The organism is Mycolicibacterium neoaurum (assembly GCF_036946495.1).
Lineage (GTDB): Bacteria > Actinomycetota > Actinomycetes > Mycobacteriales > Mycobacteriaceae > Mycobacterium > Mycobacterium neoaurum_B.
The window spans coordinates 2,848,105-2,865,728 of record NZ_JAQIIX010000002.1; the positions used below are offsets into that span (position 1 = coordinate 2,848,105).

Genomic DNA, 17,624 nt, shown 5'->3' on the forward strand with positions numbered 1-17,624 from the left:
CTCAGTTCTCCTTCTGGGTGTGGGTGAAAAGATCTCGTAGCAGGCAGATTTCGGCGCCGTGGTGGATCACCTCGCGGTTGATGTGCAGCATCAGCGCGGCCATCGGATAGTCGGCATAAGGCCCCTCGGCCGGACCGCACGGGCGCTGCAGGTCCGCATCGGACAGGGCGCGCACCCCGGCCGTCCACCGTGCCTTCTCCGCGTCGAGCTGGGCCAGCGCGGTCGCGGCGTCGTTGGCGTACGGCCAGGTCTGGTAGTCGGCGGCGGGCCCGCCGAAATGGGAGTGGCTGCGCATGGCCAGTACACCGATGATCACGTGAGCCAACCGCCACGCGATCGTGGTGACCGGCGCGGGCTCGGGTTCCGGATGCACGAAGTCCACTCGGCCGTCCGGATGGACCGTCCAGCAATCAGATACCGGTGACCAGAAGTACTCCTCGTCGGTGAGGCCGGCAAGCCTCGGGCGCAGCTGGTTATCCCAGTGGAAGTCCAGCTGATCGGCCAGCAGTTCGGTGTTCATGGCTCAAAGACTCGCACCTCTATAGGACAGTTTCGGTCCTATGAATGCGGCAGCATGATCGACATGAGTACCGCCCGGGTCCTGCAACTGCTCGGTCTGCTGCAGTCGCGTCGCGTCTGGACTTCCGAGGAGTTGGCCGAACGCCTCGAGGTCACCACTCGCAGTGTCCGGCGCGATGTCGAGCGGCTACGCGAACTCGGCTATCCGGTGCACGCCAGCAAGGGCCACGGCGGCGGCTATCAGCTGGGCGCCGGGGCCGCGATGCCGCCGCTGCTGCTGGACCCCGACGAGGCTGTCGCGATGGCCGTCTGCCTGCGGCTGGCCGCCGGCGGCAGCGTGGCCGGCGTCGGCGAGTCCGCACTACGCGCGTTGTCCAAGCTCGACCAGGTTATGCCGTCGCGGCTGCGCTCGCAGGTCGCCGCGGTACACGAAAGCACCGTCACCCTGACCCCGGCCCGCAGCGACGCCCCCGTCGATCCCGAGGTGCTGATGACGCTGGCCAGGGCCTGCCGCGACCACGAACACGTCGGCTGCGGTTACACCGATATCCGCGGCGCGACCTCGCTACGCCGCCTCGAGCCCTATCAACTGGTCACCACCGGACGGCGGTGGTACCTGCTGGCCTTCGACAGGGACAAACAGGACTGGCGCAGCCTGCGCCTGGACCGGATGGACACCGTCCGCGCGATCGGCAGTACCTTCACCGCGCGCCAGGCCCCCGACGCCGCCCAGTATGTGCAACGCGCCATCACCAGCTCGCCCTACCGCTACATCGCCAGGGTTCGCTACCACGCCTCGCGTGATGTTGTGGCACAGACCTTCTCGTCGGCCTCGGTGCACATCGAAGCCGACGGCGACCAGGGCTGCATCCTGACCACCGGCGCCGACGATCCGCGGGTGATGGCGCTCTATCTGGCCATGCCGGGATGCGAGTTCGAGGTGCTCGAACCACCGGAAGTCGCCGACGCCGTGCGCAGCGCGGCCGAACTGCTGCAGCGGGCGGGCACCCGAACGTAGGGTGCGGAGCATGCGTGTGACAGCTGCGGAGTCGACGGAGTTGTTCGTCGGGCCGCCTGCCGCCCCGCTGCAACTCGTCCGCGCCCACCACACCGCCTGTACGGTCCCCACACCGGTGCGGGTGAGCGGCTACGGCATCCACGGTGAGGCCGTCGCCCAACCGGGTGACACCTACGTGGAGATCCCGGTCTACGTCGACGATCCCACCCCCGGGCAGCGCCACAACGCCCGGATCGGTGACACCGCCTTCGAGTTCGTGGTCGCCGAACCGGGCTGGACCATGCACATGATCAGCCACTTCCACTACGACCCGGTGTGGTGGAACACCCAGGCGGCCTACACCAGCCTGTGGACCGAGGATCCGCCCGGCGCGTGCCGCCAGACCAACGGCTTCGACCTCGTCACCGCCCACCTCGAGATGGCCCGCAGGGTGCCCGAATACAAGTTCGTGCTGGCCGAGGTGGACTACCTCAAACCGTTCTGGGACACCCACCCCGAGGAACGCACCGATCTGCGCCGGCTCATCGACGAGGGCCGCATCGAGATCATGGGTGGCACGTACAACGAACCGAACACCAACCTGACCAGCCCCGAGACCGCGATCCGGAACTTCGTGGCCGGCATCGGGTTTCAGCGTCATGTGCTCGGCGGTGACCCGGCGACGGCCTGGCAGCTCGACGTGTTCGGCCACGATCCGCAGTTTCCCGGAATGGCCGCCGACGCCGGACTGACATCCAGTTCATGGGCGCGGGGACCGCACCACCAGTGGGGTCCGATGGCCGATCACGGTGACCCCGAGCGCATGCAGTTCGCCAGCGAATTCGAATGGACCGCGCCGTCGGGGCGCGGGCTGCTGACCCACTACATGCCCGCGCACTATGCCGCCGGCTGGTGGATGGACTCCGCTCCGACACTGGCCGACGCCGAGGCCGAAACCTACCGGCTGTTCACCGAACTGAAGAAGGTCGCGCTGACGCGCAACGTGCTCCTTCCTGTCGGCACCGACTACACACCGCCGAACAAGTGGGTCACCGAGATCCACCGCGACTGGAACGCCCGCTACACCTGGCCGCGGTTCGTGTGCGCGTTGCCGCGCGAGTTCTTCGCCGCGGTCCGGGAAGAACTCGACCGGACCGGGCGACGGGCGTCGGTGCAGACCAGGGATATGAATCCCATCTACACCGGCAAGGACGTCTCCTATATCGACACCAAGCAGGCCAACCGCGCGGCCGAGAATGCGGTGCTGGAGGCGGAGCGCTTCGCGGTGTTCGCCGGTGTGCTGGGCGGGGTCCGGTACCCGCAGGCCGCGTTGGCCAAGGCCTGGGTGCAGCTGGCCTACGGCGCCCATCATGACGCCATCACCGGGTCCGAGTCCGACCAGGTGTACCTGGACCTGCTGACCGGCTGGCGCGACGCATGGGAGATCGGCCGTCGCACCCGCGACAACGCGCTACGGTTGCTCTCCAGCGCGGTGAACGTCCCGCTGGTGGTATGGAACCCGCTGGCGCACAACCGAACCGATATCGTCACCGCCGAGCTGGATCGCGATTTCACCGGCGTGGTCCGCGATGTCGACGGCATCGAGCTGCCGACCCTGATCGAAAACAACCGCGTCAGCTGGCTGGCCGAGGGTGTCGGCTCGCTGGGCTGGCAGGGTTACCGCCTCGACACCGAAGGGCGCGGATCACGCTGGGAACCACACGACGGGGTCACCATCGGCACCGACCGACACCGGGTGAGCGTGGACCCCGACCGTGGCGGCGGGGTCAACTCCTTGATCACCGACGGCAGGGAATGGATCGCCCCCGGGTGTGTCGGCAACGAACTCGCGGTCTACGCCGAGTATCCGGCCCACCCGAAGGCCGGCGAGGGACCGTGGCATCTGCTGCCGCGCGGGCCGGTGACCACCTCGGCCCAGCATCCGGCGGCGGTCCAGCTGTGGCGGTGCGCGCTCGGTGAACGGCTGGTCGTCACCGGGCATATCGGGGAGGTGGTGAGCTACACCCAGACGATCACCGTCTGGCACGGTGTCGAGCGCATCGAATACCGCACCGTCATCGATGAATTCACCGGTTCCGATGATCTGCTACGGCTGCGCTGGCCATGCCCGGTCCCCGGCGCCATGCCCGTCAGCGAGGTCGGTGACGCCGTCATCGGTCGCGGGTTCGGACTGTTCCACGACGGAGACCGGGCGGTGGACGCCGCTGTGCACCCATCCACCCTGGACAACCCCGCCTACGGTTGGTTCGGTCTCTCGGCGACGCTACGGGTGCGCGTCGGCGAGCAGACCAGGGCGATCTCGGTGGCCGAGGTGGTGGTCCCCGACGACGATGTCGACGCCCGCGACCTGATGGTCGCGCTGGTGCGCACGGGTGTCACCGCCACCTGCACCGTCGCCGGGCAACCCCGCTACGGGGATCTGGCCGTGGATTCCAACCTGCCCGACGCCCGAATCGCCATCGGCGGACCAGATGAGAATTCCTTCACCGCAACGGTATTGGCGTCCTCGCCGGACTGTCGTCAAGAGTTCGACCGCCAACTCTCGGCGACCGGCGCGGCGCGCGTCTGGGTTCCCGCCCTCGCCCCGCTGGAACAGCAATGGGTGCCGGGGGCCGACCTGCGCGGCGAGCGCGCGCTGCCGGTCCTCGTCATCGCCGGTGGGCTGGCCGCACTGATCGACGATATCGCCGACGCCGAGATCGCGGTGTCACAGCAGACGCCGGCCGGGATGGAGCCCTTCGAACCGGCCACGGTCGCGCTGCTCAACCGTGGGGTGCCCGGCTTCGCCGTCGAATCCGACGGCACGCTGCACACATCGCTGATGCGCTCGTGTACGGGTTGGCCCTCGGGAACCTGGATCGACCCGCCACGTCGCACCGCACCGGACGGGTCCAACTTCGGGCTGCAGCACTGGACGCACACCTTCGACTATGCGCTGGTCGCCGGTTCTGGGGACTGGCGAGACCGTGAAATACCGCGCTGCAGCGCAGAATTCGGCCACCCGCTGATCGCCGTGGTGAATCGGAGAGCTACGGCGGATCTGCTTCCCGCGCACGGCGCCCTGCTCGATGTCGACGCCGAGGGTATCCAGCTCGGCGCACTCAAGGCCGCGGGCAACCCGATGGCGGCCGGCGCGCTCGCCGGAGTCGATGCCGGATCGGTGGCCATGCGGCTGGTCGAGACGCACGGCAGGCATACGCCGTTCGTCATCCGCTCGGGCATCTGTGCGGTCTCCGGTCTGCGCCACGGCGACCTGTTGGAAAACGATTCCGGCCCGCCAACCGATGCGTTGCACGGCTACCAGATCGCCACCATGCTGGCGCATCTGGACGCGGTCCAGATCCTGCACGCCGACAACGATGCCATCGGCCCCGAAGCCGAAGCGGCGCAACCGCTCTACGCCCGATATTGGCTGCACAACCGCGGACCCGCTCCGCTGGGCGGATTGCCCGCGGTCGCCCACGTGCATCCCCGGCAGGCGCAGGTGCAGCCGGGCACACCGCTGCAGCTACGACTGACCGCCGCCAGCGACTGCACCGATGCCGCATTGCGCGGGCGGGTCCGGCTGATCTGCCCACCGCAATGGTCGGCCGACCCCGACGAGGTGACCTTCGTATTGCCGCCGGGGGAGTACCTCGATGCCGAGGTCGCCGTTGCGGTTCCCGCAGGGGCGCAGCCCGGCCTGTACCCGGTACGGGTGGAGTTGGCGCTCACCGGCGGACGAGGTCTGCCTGCCGCGTGGCGCCAGGTGGTTGAGGACGTCTGCCTGGTGCGCGTCGGCGAAACGACCGATCAGCAGGTGCTGCGGCTGGTCGACGGGCCCGCGCAGGTGCGGGTCCGCCCCGGCGGCCTCGGGCGACTGAGCGTCACCGTCGAGACCGACGCCCGCGCCGACCTCTCGGTGGAGGCCCATCTGATCAGCCCGTGGGGCACCTGGGAGTGGTTGGGGCCCGCCGCGATCGGCGCGGAACTGCCGGCAGCGGGGCGGGTCACCCTGGACTTCGACGTCAGCCCGCCGCCCTGGGTGGCACCGGGCCGATGGTGGGCGTTGGTCAGGGTGGCCGGGGCGGGCGCGCTGGTCTACTCGCCGGCGGTCGCGGTGGTGGTCACGTGACCGCGGCGCTGGTGGGCGGTGTCGCGATCACCGTCGCCCAGGTCGACGAACGGGAAAGACAACTGCGAGAAGGCAATTCGTCGGCAGCGCTGCCGCGGTCGGGCACCAGCGAGGGCCGTCAGCTGCGACGCTGGCTGACCCAGCTGCTGGCTGCCGAATGTATCGTCGAGCTCGAGGCGGGTAGCCCGGGGCACCTCCCTACCCAAGAGGAGATCCTGCCCGATATGACCGCGCGCCTGGAGATCGGCAGCATCGCCGCGGCCGTCCTGAGCACACCCGCGGGCCGGGCCGCCTTCGCGGCCGTCACCGCTGGGGTGGACGTCACGGATATCGAGATCGCCGATTACCACCGGCGCAACCCCGGCCGGTTCGGACCGCGCCGATCGGTGCCGCTGCCACTGGATGAGGCCTATCTGCTGATCGCCGAGCACCTGCGGTCGGCCGCGCAGCGGCGCGCGTTCCGGCAGTGGCTGGACGTCCGCATCGCCGAACTCGTGCAGCTGGCGCCCGGATACGAGCACCCCGGTGATCCGCGCCAGCCCGACAACACTCACCGACACTGATGACCGCCCTCGCGATCGACATCGGCGGCACGAAGATCGCCGCCGCACTGGTCGACGGCAACTCACTGGAGCACAGGACCCAGGTGCTGACACCGCAGACCTCGGCCGAGGACGCCTGGCACGCGACGGCCGAGCTGATCACCGCCACCCTTGCCGCCGGGGCGGTCGAGGCCGTCGGGATCTCGTCGGCAGGGCCGGTGGACCTCGGCGCGGGGGCGATCAGCCCGGTGAACATCGGTGTGTGGCGGGACTTTCCGATCGTGGCCCGGGTGGTGGAGCTGACCGGCCTGCCCGTGCGTCTCGGTGGTGACGGACTGTGCATGGCGCTCGGCGAACACCGGTACGGTGCGGGACGGGGTGCACAGTTCGTGCTGGGCATGGTGGTCTCGACCGGTATCGGCGGCGGACTGGTGCTCGACGGTATGCCCTATGACGGCCGCACCGGCAATGCCGGGCACGTGGGGCACACGGTGATCGAGCTCGACGGGCAGCGCTGCCCCTGCGGCGGCCGCGGCTGTGTGGAGACGGTGGCCTCCGGGCCGTCGATGACGCGTTGGGCCCGTGCACAGGGCTGGGCGGGCGCCGATGCCAGAGAGCTCGCCGCGGATGTGGAACGCGATGACCCGATCGCCGTTGCGGCATTCCGCAGGGGAGCGACTGCGGTGGCAGCCATGATCGCCTCCACCGCGGCGGTATGCGATCTGGACCTGGTGGTCATCGGCGGTGGGGTGGCCAAGGCCGGGCCGGTGCTGTTCGACCCGCTGCGCGCGGCACTGGCCGATTACGCCGGGCTGACCTTCCTGCACGATCTGCGGGTGGTGTCCGCCGAGTTGGGTTCGGATGCCGGGCTCATCGGCGCGGGGGTGCTGGCGATCAGCTGACCCGGCGTTCGGCGCTGATTTGGGCTGAGGCCGCCGGGCAGGCTATCCTTCTGCAGTTCCACCGAAGACCGTCGGTCACCGAGAAATCGGTTGAAGGTCCGGGATTTCCCGGCGGCCCACGCAGGAGGACGAGGTAGAAGCATTCTTGCGCGCCCCGACCTTTCTGTGTCGGGGCGTTTGTGATTTCTGGCCCCTCATGCGGTGGACGACCCAACCATCACGAGGAGGCAAGCATGGCCAAGGCTGAAAAGGCCACCGCGGTCGCCGACATCGCCGAGAAGTTCAAGGAGGCGACGGCCACCGTCGTCACCGAGTATCGCGGCCTGACGGTGTCCAATCTTGCCGAGCTGCGCAGGTCGCTGGGCGACGGAACCACCTACACGGTTGCCAAGAACACCTTGGTCAAGCGTGCGGCTGCCGAAGCCGGCATCGAGGGTCTGGACGATCTGTTCGCCGGCCCGACCGCCATCGCGTTCATCAGCGGCGAGCCCGTTGATGCCGCGAAGGCGATCAAGAAGTTCGCCAAGGACAACAAGGCACTGGTCGTCAAGGGCGGCTACATGGACGGAAAGGCTCTTTCCGTCGATGAGGTCAACCGCATCGCCGATCTGGAATCGCGCGAGGTCCTGCTGTCCAAGCTGGCCGGCGCGCTGAAGGCGAAGCAGTCCCAGGCCGCAGCGCTGTTCGTGGCGCCCGCGTCCCAGGTCGCCCGACTGGCCGCAGCTCTGCAAGAGAAGAAGGCCGGCGAAGAAACCGCCGCCTGACATACCACCACCACCCACAGAGATAAGGAATCACCATGGCAAAGCTGTCCACCGAAGAACTGCTCGACGCGTTCAAGGAAATGACCCTGCTGGAGCTCTCTGAGTTCGTGAAGCAGTTCGAGGAGACCTTCGACGTCACCGCCGCCGCTCCGGTCGCCGTGGCCGCCGGCCCCGCCGCCGGTGGTGCCCCCGCCGAGGCCGCCGAAGAGCAGAGCGAATTCGACGTCATCCTCGAGGGTGCCGGCGACAAGAAGATCGGCGTCATCAAGGTCGTCCGCGAGATCGTCTCCGGCCTGGGCCTGAAGGAAGCCAAGGACCTCGTCGACGGCGCGCCCAAGCCGCTGCTGGAGAAGGTCAACAAGGAAGCCGCTGACGACGCCAAGGCCAAGCTCGAGGCCGCCGGCGCCACCGTCACCGTCAAGTAGTTCACTCGCACTGCGGGCCGGGTCGATCATTCGACCCGGCCCGCAGTCGTTTCGGTGCCTTCGCGGGGCACCGGTTCGTCGTTGCTGGAAATGCGCGTAGGTTACAGTGACTCAAGCCACAGGTGCCCCAGGCGAGTGGTAATACCCGGGCTGCAATCGGAAGGAACATGTATGGGCGTCCAAATCGACGTGAACAACCTGAGCAAATCGTTCGGGTCGTCGAAGATCTGGGAAGACGTCACGATGTCGATTCCCGCAGGTGAGGTCAGCGTTCTGCTGGGCCCCTCGGGTACGGGTAAGTCGGTGTTCCTGAAGTCGCTGATCGGCCTGCTGCGGCCTGAGCGCGGTTCCATCATCATCGACGGCACGAACATCCTGGAGTGCTCGGCCAAGGAGCTCTACGAGATCCGCACCCTGTTCGGCGTGCTGTTCCAGGACGGTGCGCTGTTCGGCTCGATGAACATCTATGACAACACCGCCTTCCCGTTGCGTGAGCACACGAAGAAGAGCGAGTCCGAGATCCGCAACATCGTGATGGAGAAGCTGGAGCTCGTCGGTATGCCCAATGACGGGCACAAGTTCCCCGGTGAAATCTCCGGTGGTATGCGCAAGCGTGCCGGTCTGGCCCGCGCGCTGGTGCTGGACCCGCAGATCATCCTGTGCGACGAGCCGGACTCGGGTCTGGATCCGGTCCGTACCGCGTATCTGTCGCAGTTGCTGATCGATATCAATGCTCAGATCGATGCGACGGTGCTGATCGTGACGCACAACATCAACATCGCGCGCACGGTGCCCGACAACATCGGCATGTTGTTCCGCAAGCAGTTGGTGATGTTCGGTCCGCGTGAGGTGTTGTTGACCTCCGAGGAGCCGGTGGTCAAGCAGTTCCTCAACGGTCGGCGTATCGGCCCGATCGGTATGTCCGAGGAGAAGGACGAAGCGACCGCGGCCGCTGAGCAGGCCATGCTGGAGCAGGGTCAGCATGATGGTGGTGTCGAGGAGATCGAGGGTGTGCCGCCGCAGCTGTCGGCTACCCCCGGTATGCCCGAGCGTAAGGGTGTCGCCCGTCGTCAGGCACGGGTGCGCGAGATCCTGCACACGCTGCCCCCGGCCGCCCAGGAGGCCATCCGCGACGACCTCGAGGGCACCCATCAGTACGCCTCGCACGAGCCTGGCCACGTCCCGGCTCGCCCGCACAATCACGAGGACGACGCCCCGACGCAGTCCATCCCGGTGAGCAACCAGTAGAACCCGATCCGACAAAAAACCGCCCGGGCTGTTGCCCGGGCGGTTTTTCGTTGGCCGGATCGCAATGTTCCGCTGACAGCTCCGTCATGGATATATAGGCATGACGGAGCTCTCAGCGGAACATTGCGCCGAGCAAATCGGAAAACTCCACAGCCGACACGGCCTTATCTCTTGACGGACGGCGGCAAACGGGCCAGTCTGTTGGGCAGCAATGTATGAGGCAATGTGCAGGATCCAGCCGCCAGCCAGCGCCGGACGCACCCCATACACGCCGTGGTTGAGGAATGCGCCATGTTCCGCTATTGTTGGACGTTGCGCTGGCTGCATCCTGCCCACCCTTCTGTGCACCTGACATCGTGGACCTAGCCTGAGCCCTGCTCAGTGATCTAGTCGCGTGCCATGGCTCGAAGATTCGGGCTTGAGAGCCAGCCGAACCGATGCAGATATAGCTGGAAGGGTGCATCTTGGCAGTCTCGAGCCAGAGCAAGTCAGATTCCACTAATAGCTCCGTTCCGGGAGCGCCCAATCGTATTTCCTTCGCCAAGCTCCGCGAGCCTCTCGAGGTTCCGGGGCTGCTCGACGTTCAGACCGACTCGTTCGAGTGGCTGGTCGGTTCGGACAAGTGGCGCACCAAGGCAGTCGACCGCGGCGATGTGAACCCCGTCGGCGGTCTGGAAGAGGTCCTTGCCGAACTCTCCCCGATCGAGGACTTCTCCGGCTCCATGTCGCTGAGCTTCTCGGATCCGCGCTTCGACGAGGTCAAGGCGCCGGTCGACGAGTGCAAAGACAAGGACATGACGTACGCGGCCCCGCTGTTCGTCACGGCCGAGTTCATCAACAACAACACCGGTGAGATCAAGAGCCAGACGGTCTTCATGGGTGACTTCCCGATGATGACCGAGAAGGGCACCTTCATCATCAACGGCACCGAGCGTGTCGTGGTGAGCCAGCTGGTCCGTTCGCCGGGCGTGTACTTCGACTCCTCGATCGACAAGGCGACCGAGAAGGACCTGCACAGCGTCAAGGTCATCCCGGGCCGCGGCGCCTGGCTGGAATTCGACGTCGACAAGCGCGACACCGTCGGTGTCCGCATCGACCGCAAGCGCCGTCAGCCCGTCACCGTGTTGCTGAAGGCGCTCGGCTGGACCAACGAGCAGATCACCGAGCGCTTCGGCTTCTCCGAGATCATGATGAGCACGCTGGAGAAGGACAACACCGCCGGTACCGACGAGGCGCTGCTGGACATCTACCGCAAGCTGCGCCCGGGCGAGCCCCCGACCAAGGAGTCGGCGCAGACCCTGCTGGAGAACCTGTTCTTCAAGGACAAGCGCTACGACCTGGCCCGCGTCGGCCGGTACAAGGTGAACAAGAAGCTCGGCCTGAACGCGGGCCAGCCGATCACCAACTCCACGCTGACCGAAGAGGACGTCGTCGCCACCATCGAGTACCTGGTGCGTCTGCACCAGGGCGACAAGGTGATGACCGCACCCGGTGGTGTCGAGGTGCCCGTCGAGGTCGACGACATCGACCACTTCGGTAACCGTCGTCTGCGCACCGTGGGCGAGCTGATCCAGAACCAGATCCGGGTCGGCCTGTCGCGTATGGAACGTGTCGTGCGTGAGCGCATGACCACCCAGGACGTCGAGGCGATCACCCCGCAGACCCTGATCAACATCCGCCCCGTCGTGGCGGCGATCAAGGAGTTCTTCGGGACCAGCCAGCTGTCGCAGTTCATGGACCAGAACAACCCGCTGTCGGGTCTGACCCACAAGCGTCGTCTGTCGGCGCTGGGCCCCGGCGGTCTGTCCCGTGAGCGTGCCGGCCTTGAGGTTCGCGACGTGCACTCCAGCCACTACGGCCGCATGTGCCCGATCGAGACCCCTGAGGGCCCGAACATCGGCCTGATCGGGTCGCTGTCGGTGTACGCCCGGGTCAACCCGTTCGGCTTCATCGAGACCCCGTACCGCAAGGTCACCGACGGTGTGGTCACCGACCAGATCGACTACCTGACCGCCGACGAGGAGGACCGCCACATCGTGGCGCAGGCCAACTCGCCGCTGGACGCCAACGGCCGCTTCGAGGAGGACCGCATCCTGGTCCGCCGTAAGGGCGGCGAGGTCGAGTTCGTCTCGGCCGACGACGTGGACTACATGGACGTCTCGCCGCGCCAGATGGTGTCGGTCGCGACCGCGATGATCCCGTTCCTCGAGCACGATGACGCCAACCGTGCCCTGATGGGTGCCAACATGCAGCGCCAGGCCGTTCCGCTGGTCCGCAGCGAGGCCCCGCTTGTCGGCACCGGTATGGAGCTGCGCGCCGCGATCGACGCCGGTGACGTGGTCGTCGCCGACAAGACCGGTGTCATCGAAGAGGTGTCGGCGGACTACATCACCGTGATGGCCGATGACGGCAGCCGCCAGACCTACCGGATGCGCAAGTTCGCCCGGTCCAACCACGGCACGTGCGCCAACCAGCGCCCGATCGTGGACACCGGGCAGCGGGTGGAGGCCGGACAGGTCCTCGCCGACGGCCCCTGCACCGAGAACGGTGAGATGGCCCTGGGCAAGAACCTGCTCGTGGCCGTCATGCCGTGGGAGGGTCACAACTACGAGGACGCGATCATCCTTTCCAACCGTCTGGTGGAAGAGGACGTGCTCACCTCGATTCACATCGAAGAGCACGAGATCGATGCCCGCGACACCAAGCTGGGCGCCGAGGAGATCACCCGGGACATCCCGAACGTCTCCGACGAGGTGCTGGCCGATCTCGACGAGCGCGGCATCATCCGCATCGGCGCCGAGGTCCGCGACGGCGACATCCTGGTCGGCAAGGTCACCCCGAAGGGTGAGACCGAGCTGACCCCCGAAGAGCGCCTGCTGCGCGCCATCTTCGGTGAGAAGGCCCGCGAGGTCCGCGATACGTCGCTCAAGGTGCCCCACGGTGAGTCCGGCAAGGTCATCGGCATCCGCGTGTTCAGCCGCGAGGATGACGACGAGCTGCCCGCCGGTGTCAACGAGCTGGTCCGCGTCTACGTGGCCCAGAAGCGCAAGATCTCCGACGGCGACAAGCTCGCCGGACGCCACGGCAACAAGGGCGTCATCGGCAAGATCCTGCCGGTCGAGGACATGCCGTTCATGCCCGATGGCACCCCCGTGGACATCATCCTGAACACCCACGGTGTGCCGCGTCGTATGAACATCGGCCAGATCCTGGAAACCCACCTCGGGTGGGTCGCCAAGGCCGGCTGGAACATCGAGGGCTCACCCGAGTGGGCGGCGAAGCTGCCCGAGGGCATGCAGTCGGCCCCGGCCGACTCCATCGTGGCCACCCCGGTGTTCGACGGCGCGCAGGAGAAGGAACTCGAAGGCCTGCTCGGCTCGACCCTTCCCAACCGTGACGGCGATGTCATGGTCAACGCGCAGGGTAAGGCCGAACTGTTCGACGGCCGCAGTGGCGAACCGTTCCCGTACCCGGTGACGGTCGGCTACATGTACATCCTGAAGCTGCACCACCTGGTCGACGACAAGATCCACGCCCGTTCGACCGGTCCGTACTCGATGATCACCCAGCAGCCGCTCGGTGGTAAGGCGCAGTTCGGTGGTCAGCGATTCGGTGAGATGGAGTGCTGGGCCATGCAGGCCTACGGCGCGGCGTACACGCTGCAGGAGCTGCTCACCATCAAGTCCGATGACACGGTGGGCCGCGTGAAGGTGTACGAGGCAATCGTCAAGGGCGAGAACATCCCTGAGCCGGGCATCCCGGAGTCGTTCAAGGTGCTTCTCAAGGAGCTGCAGTCGCTCTGCCTGAACGTTGAGGTGCTGTCTTCGGACGGCGCGGCGATCGAGATGCGGGACGGAGACGACGAGGACCTGGAGCGCGCCGCTGCCAACCTCGGAATCAACCTGTCGCGCAACGAATCCGCCTCTGTCGAAGATCTGGCCTAATTAGTATTTCTAGTCCCGCAAGGGGAAAGGGAGTTACGTGCTAGACGTCAACTTCTTCGATGAACTCCGCATCGGTCTGGCGACCGCGGACGACATCCGCAACTGGTCCTACGGCGAGGTCAAGAAGCCGGAGACCATCAACTACCGCACGCTCAAGCCGGAAAAGGACGGCCTGTTCTGCGAGAAGATCTTCGGACCTACTCGCGACTGGGAGTGCTACTGCGGCAAGTACAAGCGCGTGCGCTTCAAGGGCATCATCTGTGAGCGCTGCGGCGTCGAAGTGACCCGCGCCAAGGTGCGCCGTGAGCGGATGGGCCATATCGAGCTGGCCGCACCCGTGACGCACATCTGGTACTTCAAGGGCGTGCCGTCGCGCTTGGGCTACCTGCTGGACCTGGCCCCGAAGGATCTGGAAAAGATCATCTACTTCGCGGCCTACGTCATCGTCGCCGTCGACACCGAGATGCGGCACAACGAGCTGTCCACGCTCGAAGCCGAGATGGTCGTCGAGAAGAAGGCCGTCGAGGATCAGCGCGACGCCGACCTGGAAGCCCGGGCCCAGAAGCTCGAAGCCGACCTGGCCGAGCTGGAGAAGGAAGGCGCCAAGTCCGACGTGCGCCGCAAGGTGCGCGACGGTGGCGAGCGCGAGATGCGTCAGCTGCGCGACCGGGCCCAGCGTGAGCTGGACCGGCTCGACGAGATCTGGACCACCTTCACCAAGCTGGCCGTCAAGCAGCTCATCGTCGACGAGGTGCTCTACCGCGAGCTCGTCGACCGCTACGGCGAGTACTTCACCGGTGCCATGGGTGCCGAGTCGATCAAGAAGCTCATCGAGACCTTCGACATCGACGCCGAGGCGGAGTCGCTGCGCGACACCATCAAGAACGGCAAGGGCCAGAAGAAGCTGCGTGCGCTCAAGCGACTGAAGGTCGTCGCCGCGTTCCAGCAGTCCGGCAACTCGCCGATGGGCATGGTGCTCGACGCCGTTCCGGTGATCCCGCCGGAGCTGCGCCCGATGGTTCAGCTCGACGGTGGCCGCTTCGCGACCTCCGACCTGAACGACCTGTACCGCCGCGTGATCAACCGCAACAACCGGCTCAAGCGACTGATCGATCTCGGTGCTCCCGAGATCATCGTCAACAACGAGAAGCGCATGCTTCAGGAGTCGGTGGACGCGCTGTTCGACAACGGCCGCCGCGGCCGTCCGGTCACCGGACCGGGCAACCGTCCGCTGAAGTCGCTGTCCGATCTGCTCAAGGGCAAGCAGGGCCGCTTCCGTCAGAACCTGCTCGGTAAGCGCGTCGACTACTCCGGCCGTTCGGTCATCGTGGTCGGTCCGCAGCTCAAGCTGCACCAGTGCGGTCTGCCCAAGCTGATGGCGCTCGAGCTGTTCAAGCCGTTCGTGATGAAGCGTCTGGTCGACCTGAACCACGCCCAGAACATCAAGAGCGCCAAGCGCATGGTGGAACGTCAGCGTCCCCAGGTGTGGGATGTCCTCGAAGAGGTCATCGCCGAGCACCCGGTGCTGCTGAACCGTGCACCCACGCTGCACCGCCTGGGTATCCAGGCCTTCGAGCCGCAGCTGGTCGAGGGCAAGGCCATCCAGCTGCACCCGCTGGTGTGTGAGGCGTTCAACGCCGACTTCGACGGTGACCAGATGGCCGTGCACCTTCCGCTGTCGGCGGAGGCGCAGGCCGAGGCACGCATCCTGATGCTGTCCTCGAACAACATCCTGTCGCCCGCGTCGGGTCGTCCGCTGGCCATGCCGCGTCTGGACATGGTGACCGGTCTGTTCTTCCTGACCACCGAGATCGACGGTGACAAGGGCGAATACACCCCGGCCGCCAAGGACACCCCGGAGACCGGCGTCTACAGCAGCCCGGCCGAGGCCATCATGGCCATGGACCGCGGTGCGCTGAGCGTGCGCGCCAAGATCAAGGTGCGGCTGACGACCCTGCGTCCGCCGGCCGACATCGAGGCACAGCTGTTCCCCGAGGGCTGGAAGCACGGGGATGCCTGGACCGCGTCGACCACGCTGGGCCGGGTGCTGTTCAACGAGCTGCTGCCCAAGGGCTACCCGTTCGTCAACGCGCAGATGTTCAAGAAGGCGCAGGCGTCGATCATCAACGATCTCGCCGAGCGCTACCCGATGATCGTCGTCGCGCAGACCGTCGACAAGCTCAAGGACGCCGGCTTCTACTGGGCCACCCGCTCGGGTGTCACCGTGTCGATGGCCGACGTGCTGGTTCCCCCGCAGAAGCAGGAGATCCTGGAGCGCTACGAGGGTGAAGCCGACGCGATCGAGAAGCAGTACCAGCGCGGCAAGCTCAACCATGACGAGCGCAACGGCGAGCTGGTGAAGATCTGGCAGCAGGCCACCGAAGAGGTCGGTAAGGCGCTGGAGGAGTACTACCCCTCGGACAACCCGATCATCACGATCGTGAAGTCCGGCGCCACGGGCAACATCACCCAGACCCGCACGCTCGCGGGCATGAAGGGTCTGGTGACCAACCCGAAGGGTGAGTACATCCCGCGTCCGATCAAGTCCTCCTTCCGCGAGGGCCTGACCGTGCTGGAGTACTTCATCAACACCCACGGTGCCCGTAAGGGTCTGGCCGACACCGCGCTGCGTACCGCCGACTCGGGTTACCTGACCCGTCGTCTGGTGGACGTGTCGCAGGACGTCATCGTGCGCGAAACCGATTGCCAGACCGAGCGCGGCATCAACGTCACGCTGGCCGAGAAGGCAGAGGACGGCACGCTGGTCCGCGATCAGCACATCGAGACGTCGGCGTACGCCCGCACGCTGGCCACCGACGCGGTGGACGCCAACGGCAACGTCGTCATCGAGCGTGGACATGACCTGGGCGACCCGGCCATCGACGCGCTGCTGGCCGCCGGTATCACCGAGGTCAAGGTTCGCTCCGTGCTGACCTGCACCACGGGCACCGGCGTCTGCGCCATGTGCTACGGCCGTTCGATGGCCACCGGCAAGCTCGTCGACATCGGCGAGGCCGTCGGTATCGTCGCCGCGCAGTCGATCGGTGAGCCCGGCACGCAGCTGACCATGCGTACCTTCCACCAGGGTGGTGTCACCGGTGGCGCCGACATCGTCGGTGGTCTGCCGCGTGTGCAGGAGCTGTTCGAGGCCCGCGTTCCGCGAAACAAGGCCCCGATCGCCGATGTCACCGGCCGGGTGCAGCTTGAGGAGACCGACAAGTTCTACAAGATCACCATCGTTCCCGACGATGGTGGCGAGGAAGTCGTCTACGACAAGCTGACCCGTCGCCAGCGCCTGAAGGTGTTCAAGCACGACGACGGTTCCGAGCGCCTGCTCTCCGACGGTGACCATGTCGAGGTCGGCCAGCAGCTCATGGAAGGTGCTGCCGATCCGCACGAGGTGCTGCGTGTGCAGGGCCCGCGCGAGGTGCAGATCCACCTGGTCCGCGAGGTCCAGGAGGTCTACCGCGCCCAGGGTGTGTCGATCCACGACAAGCACATCGAGGTCATCGTGCGGCAGATGCTCCGCCGCGTGACGATCATCGATTCCGGTGCCACGGAGTTCCTGCCCGGATCGCTGACCGAGCGCAGCGAGTTCGAGTCGGAGAACCGTCGCGTCGTCGCCGAGGGCAACGAGCCCGCGGCGGGACGTCCGGTGCTGATGGGTATCACGAAGGCATCGCTGGCCACCGATTCGTGGCTGTCGGCGGCGTCGTTCCAGGAGACCACTCGCGTGCTGACCGATGCGGCGATCAACTGCCGCAGCGACAAGCTGATGGGTCTGAAGGAGAACGTGATCATCGGTAAGTTGATCCCGGCCGGTACCGGCATCGCCCGTTACCGCGACATCCAGGTCAACCCGACCGAAGAGGCCCGCGCTGCGGCGTACACGATCCCGTCCTACGAGGATCAGTACTACAGCCCGGACTTCGGCCAGAGCACCGGCGCTGCCGTGCCGCTGGACGATTACGGTTACTCGGACTACCGGTAGTTCGTTTCGGAAAAGGCCCTCGGGATTCGTCCCGGGGGCCTTTTTCGTGCCCGGTGGCGCCGGACCAGCGGAACCGGGACCCATCGGTTGTGCGTGGTTTCAGCCGCATGGGGCCTCAACCCATACCAGCTGAACCCAGGTATGTGTCCGGTCGCCT

At 66.5% G+C, this 17,624-nt stretch carries 10 protein-coding genes; 9 read left to right on the forward strand and 1 reads right to left on the reverse strand.

Going from position 1 to position 17,624, the window contains the following annotated elements:
* Position 1: 1 nt before the first annotated feature.
* On the reverse strand, positions 2 to 520 hold the full coding sequence (locus PGN27_RS19120; RefSeq protein WP_335327526.1) for a DinB family protein: 519 nt from the start codon (positions 518 to 520) through the stop codon (positions 2 to 4).
* A gap of 63 nt (positions 521 to 583) precedes the next feature.
* Here PGN27_RS19120 and PGN27_RS19125 point away from each other — a divergent pair, with 63 nt between their 5' ends.
* The 9 genes from PGN27_RS19125 (at position 584) to PGN27_RS19165 (ending at position 17,467) form a co-directional block, all read left to right on the forward strand.
* The gene (locus PGN27_RS19125; protein ID WP_418888618.1) at positions 584 to 1,537 is read left to right on the forward strand and encodes a helix-turn-helix transcriptional regulator; all 954 of its coding nucleotides are present in this window, start codon (positions 584 to 586) and stop codon (positions 1,535 to 1,537) included.
* A 10-nt stretch (positions 1,538 to 1,547) separates the two neighbouring features.
* Positions 1,548 to 5,651 carry a glycoside hydrolase family 38 N-terminal domain-containing protein gene (locus PGN27_RS19130; protein ID WP_335327527.1) on the forward strand — a complete coding sequence of 1,368 codons (4,104 nt, stop codon included), beginning with the start codon at positions 1,548 to 1,550 and terminating at the stop codon, positions 5,649 to 5,651.
* Complete coding sequence (locus PGN27_RS19135; RefSeq protein WP_335327528.1) at positions 5,648 to 6,214, forward strand: DUF7158 domain-containing protein; 567 nt, start codon at positions 5,648 to 5,650, stop codon at positions 6,212 to 6,214. The genes PGN27_RS19130 and PGN27_RS19135 overlap by 4 nt, the downstream gene beginning before the upstream one ends.
* Complete coding sequence (locus PGN27_RS19140; RefSeq protein ID WP_335327529.1) at positions 6,214 to 7,095, forward strand: ROK family protein; 882 nt, start codon at positions 6,214 to 6,216, stop codon at positions 7,093 to 7,095. The genes PGN27_RS19135 and PGN27_RS19140 overlap by 1 nt, the downstream gene beginning before the upstream one ends.
* A gap of 233 nt (positions 7,096 to 7,328) precedes the next feature.
* Positions 7,329 to 7,859 carry a 50S ribosomal protein L10 gene (rplJ, locus tag PGN27_RS19145; protein ID WP_335327530.1) on the forward strand — a complete coding sequence of 177 codons (531 nt, stop codon included), beginning with the start codon at positions 7,329 to 7,331 and terminating at the stop codon, positions 7,857 to 7,859.
* Between the two features lie 35 nt (positions 7,860 to 7,894).
* Entirely contained in the window at positions 7,895 to 8,284 is a 390-nt protein-coding gene (gene rplL, locus PGN27_RS19150) for a 50S ribosomal protein L7/L12 (RefSeq protein WP_335327531.1), read from the forward strand.
* A gap of 171 nt (positions 8,285 to 8,455) precedes the next feature.
* Positions 8,456 to 9,532 (forward strand): ABC transporter ATP-binding protein, encoded by a 1,077-nt coding sequence (locus PGN27_RS19155; RefSeq protein ID WP_335327532.1) that lies wholly within the window; start codon positions 8,456 to 8,458, stop codon positions 9,530 to 9,532.
* 449 nt (positions 9,533 to 9,981) lie between these two features.
* Positions 9,982 to 13,476, forward strand: a complete 3,495-nt coding sequence (gene rpoB / locus PGN27_RS19160) for a DNA-directed RNA polymerase subunit beta (protein ID WP_335328787.1) — start codon at positions 9,982 to 9,984, stop codon at positions 13,474 to 13,476.
* Between the two features lie 37 nt (positions 13,477 to 13,513).
* Positions 13,514 to 17,467, forward strand: a complete 3,954-nt coding sequence (locus PGN27_RS19165) for a DNA-directed RNA polymerase subunit beta' (protein ID WP_335327533.1) — start codon at positions 13,514 to 13,516, stop codon at positions 17,465 to 17,467.
* Positions 17,468 to 17,624: the final 157 nt, after the last annotated feature.

What these genes read in the sequence shown, in the direction of transcription:
- PGN27_RS19120 (WP_335327526.1), bottom strand. Translation starts at nt 520, where the DNA reads ATGAACACCGAACTGCTGGCCGATCAGCTGGACTTCCACTGGGATAAC.
- PGN27_RS19125 (WP_418888618.1), top strand. Translation starts at nt 584, where the DNA reads ATGAGTACCGCCCGGGTCCTGCAACTGCTCGGTCTGCTGCAGTCGCGT.
- PGN27_RS19130 (WP_335327527.1), top strand. Translation starts at nt 1,548, where the DNA reads ATGCGTGTGACAGCTGCGGAGTCGACGGAGTTGTTCGTCGGGCCGCCT.
- PGN27_RS19140 (WP_335327529.1), top strand. Translation starts at nt 6,214, where the DNA reads ATGACCGCCCTCGCGATCGACATCGGCGGCACGAAGATCGCCGCCGCA.
- rplJ (WP_335327530.1), top strand. Translation starts at nt 7,329, where the DNA reads ATGGCCAAGGCTGAAAAGGCCACCGCGGTCGCCGACATCGCCGAGAAG.
- rplL (WP_335327531.1), top strand. Translation starts at nt 7,895, where the DNA reads ATGGCAAAGCTGTCCACCGAAGAACTGCTCGACGCGTTCAAGGAAATG.
- PGN27_RS19155 (WP_335327532.1), top strand. Translation starts at nt 8,456, where the DNA reads ATGGGCGTCCAAATCGACGTGAACAACCTGAGCAAATCGTTCGGGTCG.